The 21,107-nt window shown below is 62.8% G+C and carries 18 protein-coding genes and 2 pseudogenes; 9 read left to right on the top strand and 11 right to left on the bottom strand.

The window, feature by feature from the left end; translation table 11 throughout:
* Positions 1 to 16 precede the first annotated feature (16 nt).
* Genes AC0L3H_RS24995 through AC0L3H_RS24975 form a run of 5 tightly spaced genes read right to left on the bottom strand, consistent with a single transcriptional unit; the run spans position 17 to position 4,927 of the window.
* Entirely contained in the window at positions 17 to 1,012 is a 996-nt protein-coding gene (locus AC0L3H_RS24995; protein WP_473532328.1) for a lipid A biosynthesis lauroyl acyltransferase, read from the bottom strand.
* A 38-nt stretch (positions 1,013 to 1,050) separates the two neighbouring features.
* Positions 1,051 to 2,079: a zinc-binding dehydrogenase gene (locus AC0L3H_RS24990; protein ID WP_473587225.1), complete on the bottom strand. Its 1,029-nt coding sequence runs from the start codon at positions 2,077 to 2,079 to the stop codon at positions 1,051 to 1,053.
* Between the two features lie 35 nt (positions 2,080 to 2,114).
* A complete protein-coding gene (locus AC0L3H_RS24985) occupies positions 2,115 to 3,386 on the bottom strand; it encodes a beta-ketoacyl-ACP synthase (protein ID WP_473587224.1) in 1,272 nt (423 codons plus the stop codon).
* Positions 3,387 to 3,404: 18 nt separating this feature from the next.
* Complete coding sequence (locus tag AC0L3H_RS24980; RefSeq protein WP_473587223.1) at positions 3,405 to 4,592, bottom strand: beta-ketoacyl-ACP synthase; 1,188 nt, start codon at positions 4,590 to 4,592, stop codon at positions 3,405 to 3,407.
* Between the two features lie 53 nt (positions 4,593 to 4,645).
* A complete protein-coding gene (locus AC0L3H_RS24975; RefSeq protein ID WP_023802974.1) occupies positions 4,646 to 4,927 on the bottom strand; it encodes an acyl carrier protein in 282 nt (93 codons plus the stop codon).
* A gap of 283 nt (positions 4,928 to 5,210) precedes the next feature.
* Here AC0L3H_RS24975 and AC0L3H_RS24970 point away from each other — a divergent pair, with 283 nt between their 5' ends.
* Positions 5,211 to 5,381, top strand: a complete 171-nt coding sequence (locus tag AC0L3H_RS24970) for a hypothetical protein (protein WP_473587222.1) — start codon at positions 5,211 to 5,213, stop codon at positions 5,379 to 5,381.
* Between the two features lie 91 nt (positions 5,382 to 5,472).
* Entirely contained in the window at positions 5,473 to 5,820 is a 348-nt protein-coding gene (locus AC0L3H_RS24965) for a hypothetical protein (protein WP_473587221.1), read from the top strand.
* A 376-nt stretch (positions 5,821 to 6,196) separates the two neighbouring features.
* Here AC0L3H_RS24965 and AC0L3H_RS24960 read toward each other — a convergent pair whose 3' ends face one another.
* On the bottom strand, positions 6,197 to 7,366 hold the full coding sequence (locus AC0L3H_RS24960) for an MFS transporter (RefSeq protein WP_473495704.1): 1,170 nt from the start codon (positions 7,364 to 7,366) through the stop codon (positions 6,197 to 6,199).
* 478 nt (positions 7,367 to 7,844) lie between these two features.
* Here AC0L3H_RS24960 and AC0L3H_RS24955 point away from each other — a divergent pair, with 478 nt between their 5' ends.
* The 3 genes from AC0L3H_RS24955 to AC0L3H_RS24945 all read left to right on the top strand — a co-directional run bounded on the left by AC0L3H_RS24955 (position 7,845) and on the right by AC0L3H_RS24945 (position 11,690).
* Positions 7,845 to 9,347, top strand: a complete 1,503-nt coding sequence (locus tag AC0L3H_RS24955) for an FAD-dependent monooxygenase (protein WP_473587220.1) — start codon at positions 7,845 to 7,847, stop codon at positions 9,345 to 9,347.
* 289 nt (positions 9,348 to 9,636) lie between these two features.
* The gene (locus tag AC0L3H_RS24950; protein WP_473495705.1) at positions 9,637 to 10,464 is read left to right on the top strand and encodes a VOC family protein; all 828 of its coding nucleotides are present in this window, start codon (positions 9,637 to 9,639) and stop codon (positions 10,462 to 10,464) included.
* Between the two features lie 38 nt (positions 10,465 to 10,502).
* Positions 10,503 to 11,690 (top strand): MFS transporter, encoded by a 1,188-nt coding sequence (locus AC0L3H_RS24945; protein WP_473587219.1) that lies wholly within the window; start codon positions 10,503 to 10,505, stop codon positions 11,688 to 11,690.
* Positions 11,691 to 11,998: 308 nt separating this feature from the next.
* Here the strand turns inward: AC0L3H_RS24945 and AC0L3H_RS24940 are convergent, their stop codons facing one another.
* The 5 genes and pseudogenes from AC0L3H_RS24940 to AC0L3H_RS24920 form a co-directional block, all read right to left on the bottom strand.
* A complete protein-coding gene (locus AC0L3H_RS24940; protein WP_091593897.1) occupies positions 11,999 to 12,307 on the bottom strand; it encodes a twin-arginine translocation signal domain-containing protein in 309 nt (102 codons plus the stop codon).
* Between the two features lie 36 nt (positions 12,308 to 12,343).
* Positions 12,344 to 13,207 (bottom strand): ferritin-like domain-containing protein, encoded by an 864-nt coding sequence (locus tag AC0L3H_RS24935; RefSeq protein WP_128173319.1) that lies wholly within the window; start codon positions 13,205 to 13,207, stop codon positions 12,344 to 12,346.
* A 158-nt stretch (positions 13,208 to 13,365) separates the two neighbouring features.
* Positions 13,366 to 14,087, bottom strand: a pseudogene (locus tag AC0L3H_RS24930) (RNA polymerase sigma factor).
* Positions 14,088 to 14,157: 70 nt separating this feature from the next.
* Positions 14,158 to 15,237 carry a mechanosensitive ion channel family protein gene (locus tag AC0L3H_RS24925; RefSeq protein WP_473587218.1) on the bottom strand — a complete coding sequence of 360 codons (1,080 nt, stop codon included), beginning with the start codon at positions 15,235 to 15,237 and terminating at the stop codon, positions 14,158 to 14,160.
* A 658-nt stretch (positions 15,238 to 15,895) separates the two neighbouring features.
* Positions 15,896 to 16,444 carry a histidine phosphatase family protein gene (locus AC0L3H_RS24920; protein WP_473494535.1) on the bottom strand — a complete coding sequence of 183 codons (549 nt, stop codon included), beginning with the start codon at positions 16,442 to 16,444 and terminating at the stop codon, positions 15,896 to 15,898.
* A gap of 167 nt (positions 16,445 to 16,611) precedes the next feature.
* Here AC0L3H_RS24920 and AC0L3H_RS24915 point away from each other — a divergent pair, with 167 nt between their 5' ends.
* From AC0L3H_RS24915 to AC0L3H_RS24900, 4 genes and pseudogenes are all read left to right on the top strand, one after another.
* On the top strand, positions 16,612 to 17,559 hold the full coding sequence (locus AC0L3H_RS24915; RefSeq protein ID WP_287195576.1) for an AEC family transporter: 948 nt from the start codon (positions 16,612 to 16,614) through the stop codon (positions 17,557 to 17,559).
* 318 nt (positions 17,560 to 17,877) lie between these two features.
* Entirely contained in the window at positions 17,878 to 19,335 is a 1,458-nt protein-coding gene (locus AC0L3H_RS24910) for an NAD-dependent succinate-semialdehyde dehydrogenase (protein ID WP_473494537.1), read from the top strand.
* Positions 19,336 to 19,421: 86 nt separating this feature from the next.
* The gene (locus tag AC0L3H_RS24905; RefSeq protein ID WP_473587217.1) at positions 19,422 to 20,453 is read left to right on the top strand and encodes an aldose epimerase family protein; all 1,032 of its coding nucleotides are present in this window, start codon (positions 19,422 to 19,424) and stop codon (positions 20,451 to 20,453) included.
* 82 nt (positions 20,454 to 20,535) lie between these two features.
* Positions 20,536 to 20,856 (top strand): annotated as a pseudogene (locus tag AC0L3H_RS24900) (IS91 family transposase); the annotation flags it as partial.
* Positions 20,857 to 21,107 lie beyond the last annotated feature (251 nt).

Raw genomic sequence — 21,107 nt, 5'->3', positions numbered from 1 at the left:
TGTCACTCACTTCTACTCAGGCGGCTTCGCCGCGGTTCCTCGCCCGCTTGTGCTTCCCGCGCGGGCCGCTGATTTCCCATCTTTTGTGGAACCACATCCACTGGCCGGGATCCTCGCGCACCCAGCGCTCGACCACGTCGTTGAGCAGCTGGGTGGTGCCATGGACGTCGACACTGCCGCCGGCGGTGCGCGGCAAGATCAGTTTGTCCTCGATCTCGAGCCGGAAGCGGTTGCCCGGCAGGCGCACGCAGCGCGCCGGATAGACATCGCAGTCATAGTGCCGCGCAAGGGTGCCTAGGACCCGGTTGCTTTCGCATGGGCGGCCGAAAAAAGTCGTTTCGAGCCCGCTCGAGAATTTCTGGTCGACGAGCACGCCGATATTGCCGCCTTTCTCCAGGATGGCCGCCAGCGCGAACGAAGCGCCGGTCGCGGAGGGCAGCAGCGAGCCCATGGTCGAGCGGCGAGTCGAGAGGATGTAGTCGGCAAGGTAGGGGTTGTTGGGCGGACGAAACAGCGCCGTGATGTTCATGCCGAAAGTGGCTGCCGCCACCGGAAGCAGCTCGAAATTGCCGAGATGCCCGGTGAAGATGATATGCGGTTTTTGCTCGCCGGCGATTTGCACGAAGTGCTCGACCCCCTTGACCTCGATGCGGCCCGGTTTTGTCGCGGCGGGATCGTAGTCGAACAGGGCATCGAGAAAGACGTATTCCGCGGCAAGGCGAGCCATGTTGCCCCACATGTCGGAGGCGATGGCCTGGATCTCCTTGTCGCTCTTTTCCGGATAAGCCTTGCGCAGATTGGCAATGGCGACGTTATGGCGCCCCACCCAGGGGCCAATGCGGCGGGCGGCGCGGTCGGCGAAATTGAGCGCGCTGTCGACCGGCAGCAGACGCAATAGCCAAATCATCGTCATCGCGAGGCGCGCCAGCAGCCAGTAGTTGAACTGGCGCAGCCGCCTGCCGTGGCGGAACGCCAGGTCCCGGCGGAGCTTCTTGAAGGCGTTGCCGACCATTCCTAGACCATGATGTTTTCAGACAGCAGCATCATGGTCTAGCCGACGCGCAGGATGATCTTGCCGAACACGTCGCGGCCTTCCATGCGCTTCAGTGCGGTCTCGATGCCGTCGAAGCCGACTTCGGTGTCGATAACCGGAGAAACCAGCCCCGCCGCCATTTTCTGCATCGCGTCGGCCATGTTTTGCATGCGACAGCCGAACGAGCCGAGCAGCTTCAGCTGCTGCTGGAACAATTGCATCAGGTTGATCTGCGTCGACACGCCCGAGGTCGAGCCGCAGGTCACCAGGCGGCCGCCGCGTTTCAGGCACAGCATCGAGGCGGCAAAGGTGTCGGCGCCGACATGCTCGAAGACGACATCGACGCCCTTCTTCTTCGTCAGCTTGCGCACGACGCCTTCGAAACGGTCGTCGCGATAGTTGATGACGTGATCGGCGCCAAGCGCCTTCGCCTTGTCGATCTTGTCGTTCGAGCCAACCGTGGTGATCACGGTGCAGCCCATCTTCTTCGCCAGCTGGATCGCGGCGGAACCGATGCCCGAGCCGCCGGCATGGATCAGGATGGTTTCGCCGGGCTGCAGCCTGGCATTGTCGAACAGCATGTGCTCGACCGTGCCGAAGGTGACGGGCGCGACCGCGGCGCCGACGTCGGTCACGCCGGGCGGGGCAGGGACCAGCAGGCGCGCCGGCAGGTTTATCTTCTCTTGCGCAAAGCCGTCGAGATGGAAGCCGTGCACGCCCGAAACATGCTCGCAGAGATTGTCGCGGCCTTCGCGGCAGGCGCGGCAAAGCCCGCAGGTGCGCGCGCCGTAGATCGATACAAGCTGCCCGGGCACAAGGCTGGAGACGCCGGGGCCGACCGCCTCGACCTCGCCCGAGGCTTCGGCGCCGACGACCAGCGGCAGCTTGCGCTTGGCGAAGGCCATGCCGCGCCAGCCCCAGACGTCGATATGGTTGAGCGCCACGGCCTTGATGCGCAGCGTCACTTCGCCCAGCGCAGGCTGCGGCGGAAGCGGCAGGTCCACCGTTTGAAGGCGGCGGTCCTCGATAAGTTGCAAAGCGCGCATGGAGCCTGTCGGTTCTGTTGGCGAAGAACGGTCGCTTAGACTGGTTCCCGCGCCATGACAAGGCAGGTGTTCTGGCCGCCGAAGCCGAAGGAGTTCGACAGCACCGTGCCGACCTCGGCGTTGCGCTTCTGGTTCGGCACCACGTCGAGCACGATCGCCGGATCGGGATTGTCGTAATTGATGGTCGGCGGGATGGCGCTTTCGCGCATGGTCATCAGCGAAAACGCCGCCTCGACGGCGCCGGCGGCCGACAGCGTGTGGCCGATCATCGACTTGTTCGACGAGATCGGCATCGAGCCGATCCGCTCGCCGAACACGGTCGACAGCGACAAATGCTCCATCTTGTCGTTTTCCGGCGTCGAGGTGCCATGGGCGTTGACATAATCGATCTCGTCTTCGCCCAAGCCGGCATCGGCAAGCGCCGCGCGAACCGCCGCGATCGCCGGCGAGCCGTCCGGCTTCGAGCGGGTGCGGTGGAAATCGTCGGCCTTCTCGCCGCAGCCGCGCAGGATGCCGAGAATCGTCGCGCCGCGGGCGAGTGCCGCCTCGAGCGATTCCAGCACAAGCGCGCCGGAACCCTCGGCAAGGACAAAACCGTCGCGATCCCTGGAAAACGGTTTTGACGCCTTTTCGGGGATGTCGTTGTGGGTGGAGAGTGCGGAAAGCAGCGAGAAACGGATCAGCGCCTCGGCGGTCGCCGAGCCGTCGGCGCCGATCGACAGTGCCCGGTCGCATTCGCCGCGGCGGATCGCCTCGACGCCGAGCTGGATCGAGGTGGCGCCAGAGGCGCAGGCCGTCGACAGCGTGATCGGCAGGCCGCGCGTGCCAAAACGGTCGGCGAGCCGGTCGGCGATCGAACCGAATTGGGTGGTCTCGAAAACATCGAGCCCCTTCAAGCCGCGCGCCACCCGAAGCAGCCGTTCGGCGCCGATGTCGTGCTTGTCGGAATTGTACAGCGAAAAGCGCTCGCTCCAGTCGAGCTCGACCGGCGGCGAGGCGAGGAAAAGCGGCCCGCCGAAATCGCCCGAATCGAGCCCGGCTTCGGCCACGGCTTCCTGCGCGGCGATCTCGGCGAGGTCGTAGGTAAGATGGGAAGCGCCCTTGGAGCTCGACGGCAGGAAATCGACCGTGCCGGAGATGCGGGTGTTCAGATGGTCGACCGGAAAGCGGGTTATCGGATGGATGCCGGACGTGCCCGCGGTGAGCGCTGCCCAATTGTCGGCCTTGCCAACGCCCAGCGACGTCACCACGCCAATGCCGGTGACGGCAACGATCGGCCTGCCCATGTGGTCGTTCAGATTGGCCATGTTTTTGTCCCGAACCCTCTAGGCGGCGTTGACCAACGCCATGCCCTCGAATTGGTGATAGCCGATCGCCGTTGCAAGTACGGTCGTGGGAATGCCGTTGAACGGCTTCTCGGTGGCGGCGTCAAAAGCCGGGTAGGCGGCCTTGCGTTCGACAGCCAGTGCAGCCAGCGCCACGGCGAAGGGAAACTGCGCTTCCTTCATGTGGCCGGTCAGCGTCGAAAAACCGCGTGCGGCAATCGCCGGATTGGCGTCGAGCGCCGATTTCTCGGCAGCAGTCGCGGCATGGGCACCCGAAGCGCCTGAAATCGTCAGCAGCTCGCCGTTCGGCAATGCCGCCTGGCTGAGCAGCGCGGCAATCTCGGCATCGAGTTCGCCCTGCCGGCGTATGGCGCGTCCGGATACGACCGGGCCGAGTTCGGCATAGATCTTTCGCCCGCGGCTGATCGCGTGCTCGCGCTGTTCCAGGACGAGAAACGCACCGCCCGATCCAGTCACCACGCCGCCGCCGTCCAGGCCCTGTCTCTGCCAGACCGGTCTCCAGGGGCCGCGATGCAGGTAGCCGGCCAGCTCATAGCCAAGCAGCATGTCGGAATGTTCGGTCTGGAATGCTCCGCCGACCAGGATATGCGTCGATTGGCCGGAGCGGATGCGCGCGGCGGCTGTCTCGACGGCGGCCACGCCGGCACCTTCCTCGCCCATGAAGGTGCGCGACGAGCCGGTCACCTTGTGGACGATCGAGATGTTGCCGGCGAGCAGGTTGGAAAGCTGCGCCAGAAACAGCGTCGGCCGCAATTCGGTGGTCAGTTTCTCGTTGAGCAGCACGTCGCGGTCGTTGCGGCTTTCGGACGCTGCGAGAATGTCGGCGTCGACCGCCTCGTCGCGCTCGCCGCCGCCGGCAGCCACCACCATGTCCATGGTCGTGCAGAGATCGTCATTGCCCTTGATGCCGGCGTCGTCCAGCGCCATGCCGGCGGCATAGGTGCCGAGCCGCTGCCAGGTTTCCATCTGCCGCTGGTCGCCGCGCTTGGCGATCTGCAGGTTCCAGTCGATCTCCGGCAGCGGGTGGACGGTGTAGGGCGAGAAGCGCGCGGGTTCGAGCACCGGCTCCAGGCCGGGCTGGACGAGCTTGCGCCAATGCGCATCCGGACCTTCTCCCAGCGAAGAGACAAGGCCGATGCCTGATATGACGACGTCGTGGGGGCTCATGGGCGAGGGTTCATGGGGCGGCTGTTGTGGGTCAGGCTAGAAGACAAGCCATTTCAGGCGTTCTTTGCCATGACCAGCGCGTCGATCTTGGCGCACAGGTTCTTCATGACAAAGTAATCGTCGGTCGAGGCCTTGCCGTCATTGACCTCCTGCGTCCACTTTTCCAGCGGCACCTTGATGCCGAATTCCTTGTCGATGGCAAAGACGATGTCGAGGAAGTCGAGGCTGTCGATGCCGAGATCGTCGATGGTGTGGCTTTCAGGGGTGATCGTGTCGATATCGATCTCACTGGTGTCGGCGATGATCTTGGCGACTTTGTCGAACGTGGTGGACAAGGGCTTTTCCTTCGGTGGCGGGCGGAATCTGTCCGCATGTGTTTGCGCGCTCTCTAATCGGTTTTTCCGGGCAGGAAAAGGCCTGAACGCCGGGCGCAGATGGAATACCCACTCCGTAAACGCAAGAAGAGCCGTTGGCGACCCTCCCGGCGATTTGCCGCAACCAGCCCATCTCTGGTGTACCCGTGGTACAGAAATCTATGACCATAGAACGCGTGCAGACCGGAGTGCGCCTCGAAAAACGATTGGTGACGGTGCTCAAGGCCTGGCCGAGTATCGCGACATGAGCCTGGGTGACCACATCGAGGGCATCGTGCGGAATGCCTTCGAAGGCCAGACGCCGTTTTCCCCGGCGACCCTGGAAACAATCGGCCAATTGAAGTGCATCTACGGGTTGGAGCTCAGTGCGGCAGACAGCCACCGTTTGGCGGGAACGAGCGGGGAGGACGCGTGACCAACCATCTCGAGCGCAGCCACAGCATCGTGCTTCGGGGCCGATCGACCGCGTCTTTCCGCTGTTCACGCCGACTGGGGAGACCCTGTGGGTGGACGGCTGGGATCCGGAGTTTCTGCATCCACAAGACGGGAACACGCGCCAAGGCATGGTCTTCAGGACCACTCATGGTGATGAGACCACGCTCTGGGCCTGCACGGACTGGGACCCCGTCGCGCATCGCATCCGCTATGTCCGGGTGACGCCGGATACGCGTTTCGGATTTGTCGAGGTGGCCTGCCGCTCGACCGCTGACGGAGGCACGGAGGCGTGGATTGCCTACACGTTCACTGCCTTGAGCACGGCAGGAAGCTCGTATCTGTCCGAGCTGACGGAGGACGCGTTCGCGCAGATGATCGAGGGATGGAAGCTCCGTATCGAAGCGTGGCTGCAAGTGTGAAACATCTAACGCCAGGTGCCTTAAACTAACTGCCGCTAAGGGTGGAACTTTACCCTTCGCATCGTCTCCCGGAACAGCGCCGCGCCAGAAGCTGTCCTTGCCAAGCTGATCGAGAGATGTCGCCTCTGGGGCCGGAAACGGAAAGTCTGCTTTCGGGAACCATATGCGAAGATCAGCCGTTCCGTTCACGACCTCTCAGCAGACCTCGCGGCTCGCCGGCAGTGGAGATAGGATGAAGGTCAGCGACTGCTGGTTCGCTGGACTGACCCCGCAGCCACAGGCGATGAACTCTACTCGGTCATGTCGTCCTTCGGTCTCGGCGTCCACTTCATCACCATCCCCGGCCGCGGCGGCATAGTGCCGCCACGGCTGTTCCTTACGCCGGCTTCGCGGCCAGCCGTCTTAACGCCGCCAGCCCGAGCACCGGCCCGGGCACCAGCATCACGAAAACATACTGCGGTCCGGCGGTTTCAATCAGCCAGTCAAGCAGCGCGATCGAAACGATCGTGATTGAGAAGCCGATGCAATTGGCGATCGTCAGCGCCGAGCCGACGAGCCTCGGCGGGGCGAAACGGGCGTTGAGCGTGGAGAATTGGGGCGAGTCGCCGGCAACGACCACGCCCCAGAACAACAGGAAGGCGAGGAACACCGGCAAGGGCGCCAGGAACGCCAGCGGTGAGACGAGGCAGCACAGGCCGGACGCCGACAACTGCATATAGGCAACGCGCGCGCTGCCGATCCCCCGCGAAAGGTAGCCGCCGACCATGCAGCCGAGAAACCCGGTGGCGATCGCCGCGAAGCTCCACATCGAAACCGTCGCGCCGTCGCTGCCAAGTCGCGCCGCCAGCAGCACCGGCAGGAACGCGTAGAAGGCGTAGAGCTCCCACATGTGGCCGAAATAGCCGAGGGCCGACGCCCGGAAATCGGCCGAGCGGAAGATCGTCGCGAATGCGGCCGGGTCAAACTTCGCGACCGCTCTGAGCTGCGGCCCGTCCGGCACGAGAAAGAGCATCGCCAGACCGCCGGCGATCGATACCGCCGAGACCGACAGGATCACGCCCTGCCAAGGCAGATCGCCGCCCAGGCCGCGGATGAGATGGGGAAATGCCGTTCCGAGCACCAACGCCCCGACCAGCCAGCCGAGCGCGAGCCCGAGGTCGCGGTCGTACCAGCCCGACGCGATCTTCATGCCTACGGGATACATGCCGGCGAGAAAGAAGCCGGTTGCGAACCGAGCCGCGAGCAGGGGCAGAAACTCACCGCCGCTCGCCAGCGTCGCCGCATTTGCCGCCGCGCCGGCGAGCGTGGAAAGGAAGAAGATGATGCGCGGCGAGTAGCGGTCGGCGATCGCTAGCCAGGCGAAGATCAGCGTACCGGCGATGAAGCCGAGCTGCACGGCGATCGTGATGTCGCCGACGGCGGACGCCGGCAGGCCGGAGCTACGCTGCAGGTCGGGCATCACCGCATTGCCGGCGAACCACAGCGAAGTCGCGGCGAACTGCGAGATGACGATCGTCGGCAGGATGCGGGCAGGAACGGCGGGCAAGGCGGAATCCTCGTCATGACGTTTAGAATGGTTCCTAGCATGCTGTGCCGCACGGCAGCAGTGACAGGTCGCCGGCGGTTTGCCAGCCAGTCCTTCGCGGCCGCCCCGCGAAGAAGAACGTCACGGCTGCGGCTTGTCACCATTTGCTGCTCTCGCGCCTTGCGGGAGCGAACTGCGATATGATCAAAGCGATGCGGCAACGGCCGGCGGAATGATCGAGATGAGGCGCGTTGCTGCTCGGCAGCCTAGGGGCGACACCGGACTGGCAGCTTCTGGCTGCAGATCTCGACAACCGGACATTCCGGTCACCGAGGCCGGCGTTGAGACCGAAGCAGACCAGAGTTCCGCGCCCAGAAAGGACCTAGGGGCTGCTACGATGTGCGATACCCCTGATTTGGGGCAGCCCTGTTTTAATCCGTAAGGTTCGGGACCTTGGCTGAGGCCGGCTTGAACCGGGAGCACCAGCACAGGAGCGAAGATGACCCAGCATGCCGTAATAATCGCCGGAGGTGGTCCGACAGGGATGATGCTGGCGGGCGAGTTGACGCTGGCCGGCGTCGATGTGGCCATTGTCGAGCGGCGCCCGAGTCAGGATTTGCCGGGCTCGCGGGCCGGTGGTCTCCACGCCCGCACTATCGAGGTTCTCGATCAGCGCGGCATCGCCGACCGGTTCCTCGCCGAGGGCCAGAAGGCGCAGGTCACCGGGTTTGCCGGGGTCACGTTCGACATCAGCAGCTTTCCGACGCGCCACCCCTACAGTCTCGGGCTGTGGCAGAAGCATATCGAGCGGATTCTCGCGGGCTGGGTCGACGAACTGGCGGTGTCAATCTATCGCGGCACTGAAGTGACCGGCTTCACCCAGGACGACGTCGGTGTCGATGTGGCGCTCAGCGACGGCCGATCGCTGCGAGCGGACTATCTCGTTGGGTGCGACGGAGGGCGTAGCCTCGTCCGCAAGGCGGCCGGCATCGAATTCCCTGGATCGGAGCCCACCACCAGCAATCTGATCGCGCAAGCCGAGCTTGCCGAGACGCCGCCCGAATGGGGTATCCGCCGGGATGCCCTCGGCATCCATTCTATCGGCAGGGTGGATTACGAGATCCGCGATGGTCAGATAGTCTATGCAGATGAGGGGCCGGTCGGCGTCCTGGTGACCGAGCGGCAGGTCGGACAGACGGCCGAACCCACTCTCCGCGATCTCAGCGAGGCGCTCATAGCCGTCTACGGAACTGACTACGGGATCCATAATCCCACCTCGATCACCCGCTTTACCGATGCGGCCCGGCAGGCCGCAGCCTATCGCAAGCGACGGGTACTGCTCGCCGGCGACGCCGCCCACATCCATCCCCCGGATGGTGGGCAGGGCCTCCAGACCGGCGTGCAGGATGCGGTCAACCTCGGATGGAAACTGGCCCAGGTGGTCAAGGGCACGTCGCCGGAAAGCCTCCTCGACAGCTATCACGCCGAGCGCCACCCGGTCGCGGCCCGCGTGTTGCGCCACACGATGGCCTCGGTGGCGCTTCGCCGCGGGGACGAGCGCACCAACGCACTGCGAGACACCATGGCCGAGTTGCTCGGCATGGATGAACCTCGGCGGCGATTTGCGGCAATGATGTCTGGCCTCGACATTCATTACGACCTCGGACCGGGGCACCCACTGCTCGGACGCCGCATGCCCGACCTTGACCTCGTCACTGCCAACGGAACAGTGAGGCTCTTTTCGCTGCTGTACGATGCCCGCCCGGTGCTGCTCAACCTGGGCCAGGCCGGCGGCCTCGAAAACGCGCCGTGGGCAAATAGGGTCAAGGTGATCGACGCCAAGTATGAGGGCCCTTGGGAGCTTCCGGTTCTTGGGACGGTGAGCGTTCCCACTGCCGTATTGATCCGGCCCGACGGGCATGTTGCCTGGGTTGGCGACAAAACCCAGAAGGGCCTCACCGACGCGCTCGCTGCTTGGTTCGGATCCCCTGCTGCGGTGTAGCGCACCGCCCGCAACTGCTGCTTCGGGACCCGTGAGCCGGCTGTCTGCGATCAGGGTGAGTTCAGCGGTTAGCCGCCGTTCGGCTGAAGTGCCCAGCCCGACGTTTGGCCCGATCTCCTGACGGCTCCCTGTCAGGAGGGCCGTGCTAAACTTCTCCCACGATTGCTGAAGAACAAAAGGTCTTCGACTATGACGAATTGCCGTTTCTCGCCGCTCTCGGATCCAAGGCTCCGCCAGCCGACCGGGCGAAAGACATGCACCTGTACGGGTGGCTGATCGGAAGCTGGGAATGGACACCATACGTCATCTCGATGACGGCACGACCGAGGAATCAACCGGAGAAATCCATTTCGGCTGGGTGCTGGAAGGTCGCGCAATTCAGGATATCTGGATCAGGCCCAGACGCCCTGCGCCGTCCACCATGTATGGCACGACCTTGCGTATCTTCGATCCCGACATCGGGGGCTGGCACATCATCTGGAACGACCCGCTCAACCAGGACTACTCGCGCCAGACGGGGCCGGATGCGGACCACTATCGCGCATCATTTGGCCGTCCGATCGCAATCAAGGAAAGGGTTACGACAATGAGCAACAAGCACTTTTTGCGTGGCATGACCACGGTGAACTTCTGGGCCGACGACGTGGCCGCGGCGCGCGACTGGTACGCGGAGCTGTTCGGCGTCGAGGCGTACTTCCAGCGGCCCGACGCGGAAAACCCCGCCTATGTCGAGTTCCGAATCGGCGACGACGAGGACGAGTTCGGCATCATCGACCGCCGCTACGCACCAGCAGCGATGCAGCCCGGTCCGGGCGGTGCCATACTGCTGTGGCACGTCGACGACATCGAGGCGGCGTTCGCTCGGCTCAAGGCCATGGGCGCCACGGAGTACGATCCGATCACCAAGCGCGAGAGCGGCTTCGTCACCGCCTCGGTGGTCGATCCGTTCGGCAACGTATTGGGTATCATGTACAATCCGCACTACGTCGAGATGCTCGAGTCGCGGACAGGTAGGCAGATGAGGCCGCGTTCGCATGGGAGATTTGCCCCTAGGTGCAACGGGATACCAGGTTATCGATCGCATTGCGGCTTGGCCGGAAGGAGGGCGGTAGGCTGAAAGTATTCAACGCAGACAAGGCCGGTGCGGCCGGAGTCATGCTCGCGACGCTTGTCGGCGTGGCCGCGATGAGTCAGGTGTTTCGTACTATCGCGGCCATCGTCGCCCCCGGACTGCAACGTGAATTCGGACTCTCGACCGAAGAACTCGGCATCTACGCCGGCGCCTTCCATCTGTCCTTTGCCCTCGCCCAGATCCCGATGGGCCTGGCGCTTGACCTTTATGGCGTGAGAAAGACCGTTGGTTCGGCATTCCTCCTTGCAGTAGCGGGAGCGCTCCTGTCGTTCATTGCAACAGGCTTCCCGGTTTTGATGCTGGGGCAGTTGCTCATTGGCATCGGCTGCGCACCAGCCTTTGTGGGATCGCTGTTCTTTGTAAGCAAACATTTTTCCGAAAAGAGTTTTGCCCGAGTATCGGGCTTGGTTCTCAGCTTCAGCGGCCTTGGGTTACTGGCCACTGGCACGCCGCTGGCATGGGTAGTCGAACATTGGGGCTGGCGCAGCGCTTTTGTGGTGACGGGCGCGATGGCGGCGGCGAACTTGGTGTGCATCCTGGTCCTCGTTCGGGATGATCACGGCAAGAACTCAGGCGACATCGCAGGCGCAATTCGAGAGACGCTTGCGATCCTGAAAAAACGGCAGACCAAGGGCATCGTTGCGCTCGCGCTCGTTGGCTATTCGTCCTACATCGCGCTGAGGGGCCTGTGGGCGACACCCTTGTTCATGGAGCGACACGGCTTCACACTGACGGACGTCGGGAATGTGCTTCTCGCCTCATCGGTCGCGACCTTGGTTGGCCCACCGCTATTCGGTCTGGTGCGGGCGAAAGGACGCTCACGGCGATACCTGATCTGCGCGAGCATGGCCACTTCCGCCGGAATTTTCCTCATCCTTGCAATCTCCGCCAACTGGACCGTCGATGCTACGATGTGCGTTGCGCTTGGGGCGCTCACCGGCTTCACGATCTTGCAGTTCGCAGACACTAAGAGTGCATATGATCCTCAGGTCGTCGGCCGAGCATTCGGAATTCTGAACACAGCTGTATTCCTCGGCGTTGCCATCATGCAGGGCGCAACTGGATGGGTGGCGTCCACCGCGAGCACGTTTAGCATCGATCCATTCGCTGCTGTCTTCGCGTTCATCGCCGCGGCGTGCCTGCTGGCCATGGTCGCCTTCTTCATGCTTCCCTGGCCAGAATGGGAGGTCGGCAGCAAAACTGATGTTTAGGTATTAACGCCTTGCTAAATGGACGGTAAGCCAATCCTGATAGTGTCGAATGGGAGGCCGGGCGTGCTTACTCTAGTCGACAGCTACCGGGACGAAACCTGCCCTTCCGCTTTCGGGACGAAGTTACAGAGAAGCGGCCATTCCGCTGATCGACCCAATGCGGACGTTCGCTCTCCGAGAACGAATTCACGCCCATGACCCTAGGCAGACGCCTTACCGCCGGCCGGCCAACGTCCGCTCTGGACGTGGAAGCTGACGTCGCGTTGCTCCCGCCAGAGACATAAGGCGGGAGACGGCAATTTGTTGCATCAAGCCGGCAGCGGCTCGTGGAAACGGCACCAGCCATTTGGGCTGATTGCACCGGCAACGATCTCGCACCCGTTTGGCTCTCGGAAGTGAGTACACCCACCGCAGCGTCGGCCACGATTTGGGGTGTCCTGGTACAGCGCCAGCGCCTTGGTTGTCTTTCCGGCCGCCATCGGTCCAGTCATACAGGCTGAAAGGCCGCCGGCGCTGGCAATCGCCGCACCGGTCACAGAGACTTTCAGGAAATTGCGGCGAGACAGCGCTCGGCTTGAAGCTGCCGATCCGTGGTTCACATCATCATCTTTACTCATGGTCTTTCTCCAAGAGCAGCCCTCGTCGCAGTTGGCTCAGGTGCTCTTGAGCGTGCCGTTCATCCCTTCCGGATAAAAGCCGCCCTTGCTCACTCCGTCCTTGTCGCTGAGATAGACGATCCGGAGCACCTCCTGTGGCGTTCTGGTGAAGGCGATCGCATCGGGCGTCGACGGAACGATGTTGGCTTTTCCGTCCACCTGGATTCCCTGGTCCTTGTCTTCCGATCCGTCGATTTTGTCGCGGGCATCGGAGACGGCGTTGGCGGCCTTCCAGGCTTCCTCTCCCTTCCGGTATAGCGTCGATCGCGCCATTCCCATGTGGTAGGCCTCGACCGCCAGGATGCCTGCGGCGGCGGCGAGGAAGTCCTTGTTTTTCAGAACTGTCGCAGCACCGGCATAGGCGGTGACGCCGACATCCTCGAACAACATCCCGCCGAGAACGAAGTTCGTTTCGTTGCCGAAGGGGTCGAAGTCCGCACCGAGACCAGCTGCCTCCGCAACCGCCTTGAACCCCGCATCGAAATCGATCGCTGGCCGGTCGACGGCGTTGGCTCCAAGCGTCTTGCGGTAGAAGCGAACGTGCGCGAGTTCGTTTTCGGCGACTTCCTGCATGAATTCGCCGATGGCGGGCGTCTCGAAGGAGACTTGCTTGCCGCCAACGACGTCACCTGGTTTCGAACCGGCATCGGCTGCGTCGATGCCTTTTCCGGTGGTGCCGCGGAGGTAGTATTCAGCCTCCATATATTCGAGGTTGAGCGCAAAGCGGAAAATGTCCTCGTCCGATATGTCCTGTGCCAATACCGGAGAAGACCGTGCGATTCCGCCGAGTGCCGCTCCGGCACCGAGTACGACAAGTCCCTGAAGCGACTGACGCCGGGATAGGTGAAGTGCGCCCTGCATGGCGGTCTCCTATGTTTGTTGATTCAACGCCGCTGTCAGCACCGCGGCGCCGAGTGCATTTGCCTGATGATTAGATGGTCCGGGCCGCCAAAATATTCCCGCGTCCCGCTACAACATCCCCGCGAAAGGAGCCGGCGTAATCTCGGCATGGACGGCGTCTACGTGCGCTCAGTCGCCGTGTTCAACGGATGAGTATCCTTTCGAACCAGGCGGATTGCGAGCCGGTCTAAGACTGATTGCGCGAGGCGGTCACAACGGGCGCCAGCGAAGAGAAACGTATCCGTGAACACGGTGGCGAGCTTGTCCCGCAGCGCCTCGCGGAGCAGCCGCCGTGCGCGATAAAGACGGGTGCTCACCGTCTGAGGTCGCAATGCCAAGAGAAAAGCCGTTTCCTCAATGCTCATTTCCTCGACGTCTCGCATGACAAAGACGATGCGAAAGGGCTCTGGCAAGCCACCGACGGCTCGCTCCAGGAGGTTGCGGATTTCAGCGAGAGCGGCCGCCTCTTCGGGATCAGGCTTGTGGGCGCTGAACGGAGCGACCATGCCCTCGATGGCTTTCACGTCGACGGTGGGCCGCCTTTTCCGGCGGCGTCCCAGCGCCTCATTCAGCGCGATCCGGGTGAGCCAGGTCGACAGCTGCGCCTCCGCGCGGAATTCGGCCAGATGGGTGAAGGCGTGGATATAGTCTCCTGAAGTACGTCCTCGGCCTCGGTGTCGTCGTTCAGGACGGCGCGGGCGACCCGGTGAAGCCGCTGATTGTGACGCTTGATGATTAACCAGAATGCGGCGGGGTCACGCTGTCGCGCGTGTTCAACCAGCCCCGCATCGTCAAGGTCCTCGATCCTCACTGCCTCGGTGGATCCGGTCGGCTTCATCATAGGCGCTCCAGATGCATCAGCCTGCCGCGATGCGGGCGGGGTGGCTCCGCGCGGCGTGGCCTGAGGAAGTTCACCTCAAATTGCTCTTCGGAAACAGCACGCGATCGGGTTTTGCATTCATTCGCGCCAGCATTTCCTTGATCAAGCGTGTTTTGGTGCGCCCCGCTTCCTTCGGCGGCACGAGGTAACGCACGATGGCCTCGAGCCAGGTGTTTTCACTGACGCGAAAATGAACCACGGGATGCTCCTTCACTTCGAGTTCGTCCACCGGCGTTTGCGACAGGATGTGCTTATAGACCTTCACCTTCTGGCTCATGATGTCGCCGATCTGCTCGTCGACGACCTCTCTCATGGTTTTCGCTACGAATTCCAGATCGCTTTCATAAGCGAGCTGGAACTTGATTTCGTTCCAGACATAGGGAAACAGCGGCCAGGAATAGTTGAAGACCGGCGTGTCAAACACGGTGGAGTTCGGAAACTTGATGACGCGTCCGCTCGGATGATCGGTCCAAAGATGTTCGCCGCCGAATTCCCATAATGTCGTGTCGAGATAGCTGACATCAATGACATCGCCATGGGCATCGCCGATGCGAATGCGGTCGCCAACGCGATAAGGCGCCCTGGCCAAAACATAAATCCACGCGATGAAACTGGAGATCGGCATTTGCAGGGCAAAGCCGAGAATCAGTGAAATCAGGCCGAGTGAAACAACCGCAGTGTACCAGTTCACAAATAAGACTGAAATGGCCACGAAGAAGATGGCGACGACGACGACTAACCGAAAAATGCGTTGCAAGTTGAAGCGCGAAACACGATTGGGAATTCGGCCAATGAGAAAGACTTCGATAACATTCGCAACGGTCAGCATAACGAAAATGAGAAGGCCGCCCCTGACGTAGTTCAGCACGCGAACGCGCAAAGGCGCGTCAAGCCATTCTAAGCGCCAATTGATCAGGACTTGGACGCCAAAAAGCAGCAAGGCAGCGGCAGCGAAACCAACCGTCCACCAGACGTCTTCCTTGCGTAGGCTGAAGCGGAATTTTTCCTCGGGCTTTTTCGCCTTCTGTTCCATAGTTTTTGGGTCAGCAGTCTGTTGCGCGGCCCGTTCGAGTCGGGAAAGGTTCTCCTGTTTCTTGGCGCGCGGTTCCAAGGGTTCACCTCCCGATGTGGCCATCAACACCCAGCCAGTGCCTTCTCGTTCCTCGACGGCGGCATTCCGGCAAACGACCCAACGTCAGTCGCTGACTGGCTCCCTGCCGGTCCCCGACAGCTGGCCTTCATTCCGGCGGGCCCGTCTTTGGTGAAATAGGGCGGCAAGCACGTCGCCACCATATTCGGCAAGTGCCTTATAGCCCCATCCGAAATTAAGTTGAGTTTGGTATCAGCAGCTCCCCGATAGCTCACCGGTAGAGATCTCGACTGTTCATCAAGCGGCCGTTGGTTCGAATCCAACTCAGCCTTCATCGGCCGGCGCGTTTCTTGCGTGAGGCGGACTTCGCTCCTGCGGCGGGATCATGCCGGCGGATAGCCGCCAATCCATTGGATTGCACGTATTGACTCGGGCCCATCACAACGACTGAGCGAAAGGCGGGATTCGGGATCGAGCTGAGCGTCGACGAACGGCCGATATCGGCGCTAAGCCGACATCTCTGATGGGTGTCGCAAACGTCCGCATTGGGTCATCTGCGTAGATTCGGCCGAGGCCGAACGAACGAGCTACCGCTAGGGGGGTCGGAACCGGTATTCCGTTTAGGGACCAAGCGTTAGATTTCACCACTGGCGAACGCTTCAACTGGCTCCAGCGCAGATTAGAAAGTGACGCGGCCGAGCACGCGCAGGCCGTCGCCTTGCGGCTCGACGATCACGGCTTCGCCTTCGCGCGGCGAGATGCCGGTGAGCGCCATGATGTTCTCCAGATGGGTGACCATGACGACATTGTCGGAGCCGGAATAGGCGCTGATCTCGTTCACGATCGCCTCGAGCTGGGCGGCTTTCTCGCTGGCGTCGGTCTTCAGCAGGTCAAGCGGAGCGAAGGGTTCGGGCTCTTCTCTGAAAGCGGTGCGAGCCGTGTCGAGGGCGCGGCAATAGCGGCTGGACAGCACGCGCTCGACCGGCGCCGCGCGGGCGTCGAAAAGCGCGCCGATCTTGCGTGCCTGCTGCTTGCCGCGCACCGAGAGATTGACCTGGGTGGCGCATTTCTCGATGTCGAAATTCGCCGGATCGGTAGTGCCGGTGACCATGGCATGGCGAAGCAGCACGACATGTCCGCCGTCGCGCAACAGCGCCCAGCCGGCTTCGGTCGCGTGGGCCGCGGCGGGAATGACGAGCAGCAATAGAGCCAGCATAGATCGAAGCATCAGGCGTCCTTTTCCAGTCACCGGAGGTGGGTTCCGGTGACCGCATATAGGGACGGCAAAGCCGGCTGAAAAACAAGGCATCACCTATCCCGGCTGTTTGCGAGAACCGACCGCTTTGCCAAGCGGGGCGGTTGCGCTCAAATCCCGGCTCGCCTATCAGGGGAAAAATGTCTCCACTCATCGAAACCGTCCTTTTTGTCTTCGGCCTTGTCGCGCTCGGCTATCTGGCCGGGCTCACCGGCTATCTGAAGGCCGAGGCGGGTGGGGCCATCGCCGAATTCGCCGTCGGGGTGGCGATGCCACTGCTTCTGTTCCGCACCATGGTCAACGCCGATTTCCATGGCACCGCGCCCTGGTTGTTCTGGGGAGCCTATTTTACGGCTGCCGCAGTGACGTGGGCCGCAGGCCACCTGGTCATCACCCGGGTGTTCGGGCGCGACGCGCGTGCCGGGGTCGTCGGCGGCGTGTCGTCGGCTTTTTCCAACCTCGTCCTGCTCGGCATCCCGTTCTTCCTCGGCACATTCGGGCCAAGTGGATTCGAAGTGCTGTCGCTGCTGATTTCCGTGCATCTGCCGACGATGATCATGGCATCGATCATCCTGTTTGAGATCTTTGGCCGCGGCGACGAGCATGTGCATCCGCTGCGCATCATCCGGCGCTTCTTTCGAAAGTTGCTCTCCAATCCGCTGATCATCGGCATCCTGGCCGGATGGGTGTGGCGTATCACCGGCCTGCCATTGCCGGCGCTGGCGGTCCGGCTGGTCGACGCGCTGGCCAACATCGCCGGACCGGTCGCGCTGTTTGCCATGGGGCTGGGCCTGTGCCGTTTCGGCATCTCCGGCAATGTGCGGCCGGCGCTGGCGCTGTCGGCGCTGAAGCTGATGCTGATGCCGGCCGTCGCGCTCGGCCTGGTCTGGCTGCTTGGCCTGCCGCCGCTGTCGGCGAAAGTCGCGGTCGTGGCGGCCGCGCTGCCATCCGGGGTGAATTCCTACCTGATTGCGACGCAGTTCAACACCGGCCAGGCGCTGGCATCGAACCAGATGACCATCGCCACCGCCTGCGCGGTCGTCACCACGGCGTTTTGGCTGACGGTGGTGGTCCAGGTGTTTGGATAGGTATGATCGATATTGATGCCTGCGAAGGGCGGTTTCCTGGTGCTTCAGGTACTCATATACCCAACGTTACGCTCCGTTCCGGTTCTCGGGAGCCGCCGGTCCGGTCGTTTCCTCACGCACCCTCAAGCAACAACGGGAGCGCAAATCGGCCTCGCCTTGTGCTGGCCCAAACCCTATATGCCATCTTGCGATTGATCGCGGGGCTTGCCCTAGGTAAAGAGCAGTGGCTCCAGGCGTGTCGGCATCGATGCCAGTGCGCACGCCCGTCAAGGAGAATCCAGATAGCGGCCCGTCAGTGCGCCGAACGGAGGCTAGACCATGCTTCAGAAAACCAGCCATTTCATGCGCCAGGCCAATCTCATCAACGGCGAGTGGGTGCAGGCCGACAGCGGCCAGACGGTCGACGTCAACAATCCGGCCACCGGCCTCAAGATCGGCACCGTGCCGAAGTCGGGCAAGGTCGAGACGCGCCGCGCCATCGAAGCTGCCGACGCCGCCTTCCAGACATGGCGCAAGACGACCGCGCTCGAGCGCTCGAAGCTGTTGCGCAAGCTGCATGACGCCATGATGGACAACCAGGATGTACTGGCCGAGCTGCTGACCATCGAGCAGGGCAAGTCGCTGTTCGAATCGAAGGGTGAGATCGGTTCGGCGGCCTCGTACATATTGTGGTTCGCCGAAGAAGGCCGCCGCACCTATGGCGATGTCGTGCCGTCGCCATGGGCGGACCGCCGCATCCTGGTGACCAAGGAGCCGGTCGGCGTCATCGCCGCCATCACGCCGTGGAATTTCCCGTCCTCGATGCTGGCCCGCAAGCTCGGCCCAGCACTTGCCGCTGGCTGCACCGCGGTCGTCAAACCGGCGTCGCAGACGCCTTATTCCGGCCTCGCCTGGGGCGCGCTCGCCGAGGAGGTCGGCTTCCCCAAGGGCGTCATCAACATCCTGACCGGCGCCGCCGGCGAGATCGGCGACGAGATCTGCGCCAACCCGCTGGTCAAGAAGATCACCTTCACCGGCTCGACCGAGGTCGGCAAGATCCTGATCCAGAAGTCGTCCGTCACCGTCAAGAAGGTGTCGATGGAACTCGGCGGCAACGCGCCGTTCCTGGTCTTCGACGACGCCGATATCGAGCGCGCCGTCGCCGGCGCGATCACCGCCAAATACCGCAATTCCGGCCAGACCTGCGTCTGCACCAACCGCTTCCTGGTCCAGGCTGGTGTCTACGACAAGTTCGTCGAAAAGCTCGCCGTCGCCAGCGACGGGCTGAAGGTCGGTTCCGGTCTCGATGACGGCGTGCAGCAGGGGCCGCTGATCGACGAGAAGGCGGTCGAGAAGGTCGAGGAACTGATCGCCGACGCCACCGCCAAGGGCGGCAAGATCGTCGCCGGCGGCAAGCGCCATGCGCTCGGCGGTTCGTTCTTCCAGCCGACGGTGATCGCCAATGCCACACCGAAGATGCGCTTCATGAAGGAAGAGATCTTTGGCCCGGTAGCGCCCGTGTTCAAGTTCGAAACCGAAGAGGAGGCGATCGCGCTCGCCAATGATACCGAGTTCGGCCTCGCCTGCTATTTCTACACCGGCGATCTCGGCCGCGCCTTCCGGGTCATGGAAGGGCTGAAATACGGCATGGTCGGCGTCAATGAAGGCCTCATCACCACGCCCGAGGCGCCGTTCGGCGGCGTCAAGGAATCGGGCCTCGGCAAGGAAGGCGGACATCAGGGCATCGAGGATTATCTCGACACCAAATATGTCTGCATCGGCGGCCTCGGCCTCTGATCGGGCAGGGGTCTGTTGACTGCCAATGGACCCAAACCGGCCCGAGAGGCCAGGCGGGGATCGATCAACCAACTGACGTTTCGGGCATGGCGATGAAGGACGGCGAGGTTTTTGGCACGACGCAGGCGGGCGAGGCCATCCGCCGCTTCAGCATCCGCGGCGGCGGCCTCACCGCCAACATCATCGGGCTTGGCGCCATCATTCAGGATTTGCGGCTGGCCGGCCACGATGCGCCGCTGGTGCTCGGCTATGACAGTTTTGAGCCCTATGAAACGGATACGGCCTTCTTCGGCGCCGTCGTCGGACGCTATGCCAACCGTATCCGCGATGGCCGCTTCACCATCGCCGGCCAGCGCTACCAGACCGAGCGCAACTTCCTCGACAAGCACACGCTGCATGGCGGCTCGCAAGGTTTTTCGCACTGGCCATGGGAGGTTTCGCTGCATGGCAGGGATTTTGTCACCCTGACGCTGCATGATCCCGACGGCACGATGGGCTTTCCCGGCGCGCTCGACGTGACCTGCACCTACAGGTTGAAGATCCCGGGCACGCTCAGCGTCGAGCTGACCGCCACCTGCGAGGAGCCGACGCTGTGCAATCTCACCCAGCATTCCTATTTCAACCTGGATGACGGCGGCGCCGGCGATGTCCTCGATCACCGGCTGATGCTGAACGCCGGCGCGTATCTTCCGGTCGATGGCGACCTGATCCCGACCGGCGTCGTGAAGCCGGTCGACGGCACGCCGTTCGATTTCCGTCAGGCGCGGCCGCTGCGCATGGAGAGCGAGGGCAGGCAGCTCCCCTACGACCAGAATTTCTGTCTTGCCTCGACGCGCGGGTCGCTCAAGCTGGCATCATGGGCGCAAGGCGCGAATTCCGGCGTCGAGATGGAGCTGTGGACCACGGAACCGGGCGTGCAGCTCTATACCGGCCAGTATCTGGCGCCAGCTTCGCCGGGGCTCGGGGGAGTTCATTACAAGGCCTATTCGGGCTTCTGCCTGGAGCCGCAAGTCTGGCCGGATGCGCCGAACCGGCCGTATTTCCCGCAGGCCACGCTATGGCCGGGCCAGATCTACCACCATGTGACGGAATACCGGTTCCGACTGCCTGGCGCTTGACGCAAGGATACCGGTACCGGCTTTTGCAGTGCTTACCTTCGGTCCGGACAGGACCGTGCGCAAAGTTCAAAGAACGTCCTTTGCGGCGCGGGACTGGATGGCCGCGCCGGCCGCGGATCTGCTGCCCGTGGAGTATTTCCACGTGGTTTTCTCCCTGCCTGCCGAGATCGCGCAGATCGCTTCTTGGAACAAGAAGGCTGTCTATGACCTGCTGTTTCGGGCATCGGCCGAGACGCTGACCACGATCGCGGCCGATCCCAAGCGCCTCGGCGCACGCATCGGTATGACCAGCGTGCTGCACACCTGGGGATCGGCGCCGACGCATCACCCGCATGTTCACATTATCGTGCCTGGCGGGGGACTGTCGCCGGATAGCACCCGCTGGATCGGCTGCCGCCCCGGGGTGCCGGGTCGCCATCCATCACAACCAGTCCCAAGAGACGATATGACGCTTCTCTACTTCCCTTCGCGGCCGCCCGACGGCAGGCCGTGACCTGAGGCGGACGTGGCGATCGAAACAGAATGAGAGCCTACCGCATCGGTGCACACAGCACGACGGTTAGATGGTATGGTGCCCGTCTGGTCAGCCTTTCCAGGGATAAGCATGGAACGCCGTTTGGCCGCGATTCTGGCAGTGGATGTAGTCGGTTTTAG

The sequence above is a fragment of the Mesorhizobium sp. WSM4816 genome, assembly GCF_055811535.1.
The sequence above is the reverse complement of the archived record's forward strand: the minus strand, read 5'-3'. Positions and strand labels throughout refer to the sequence as shown.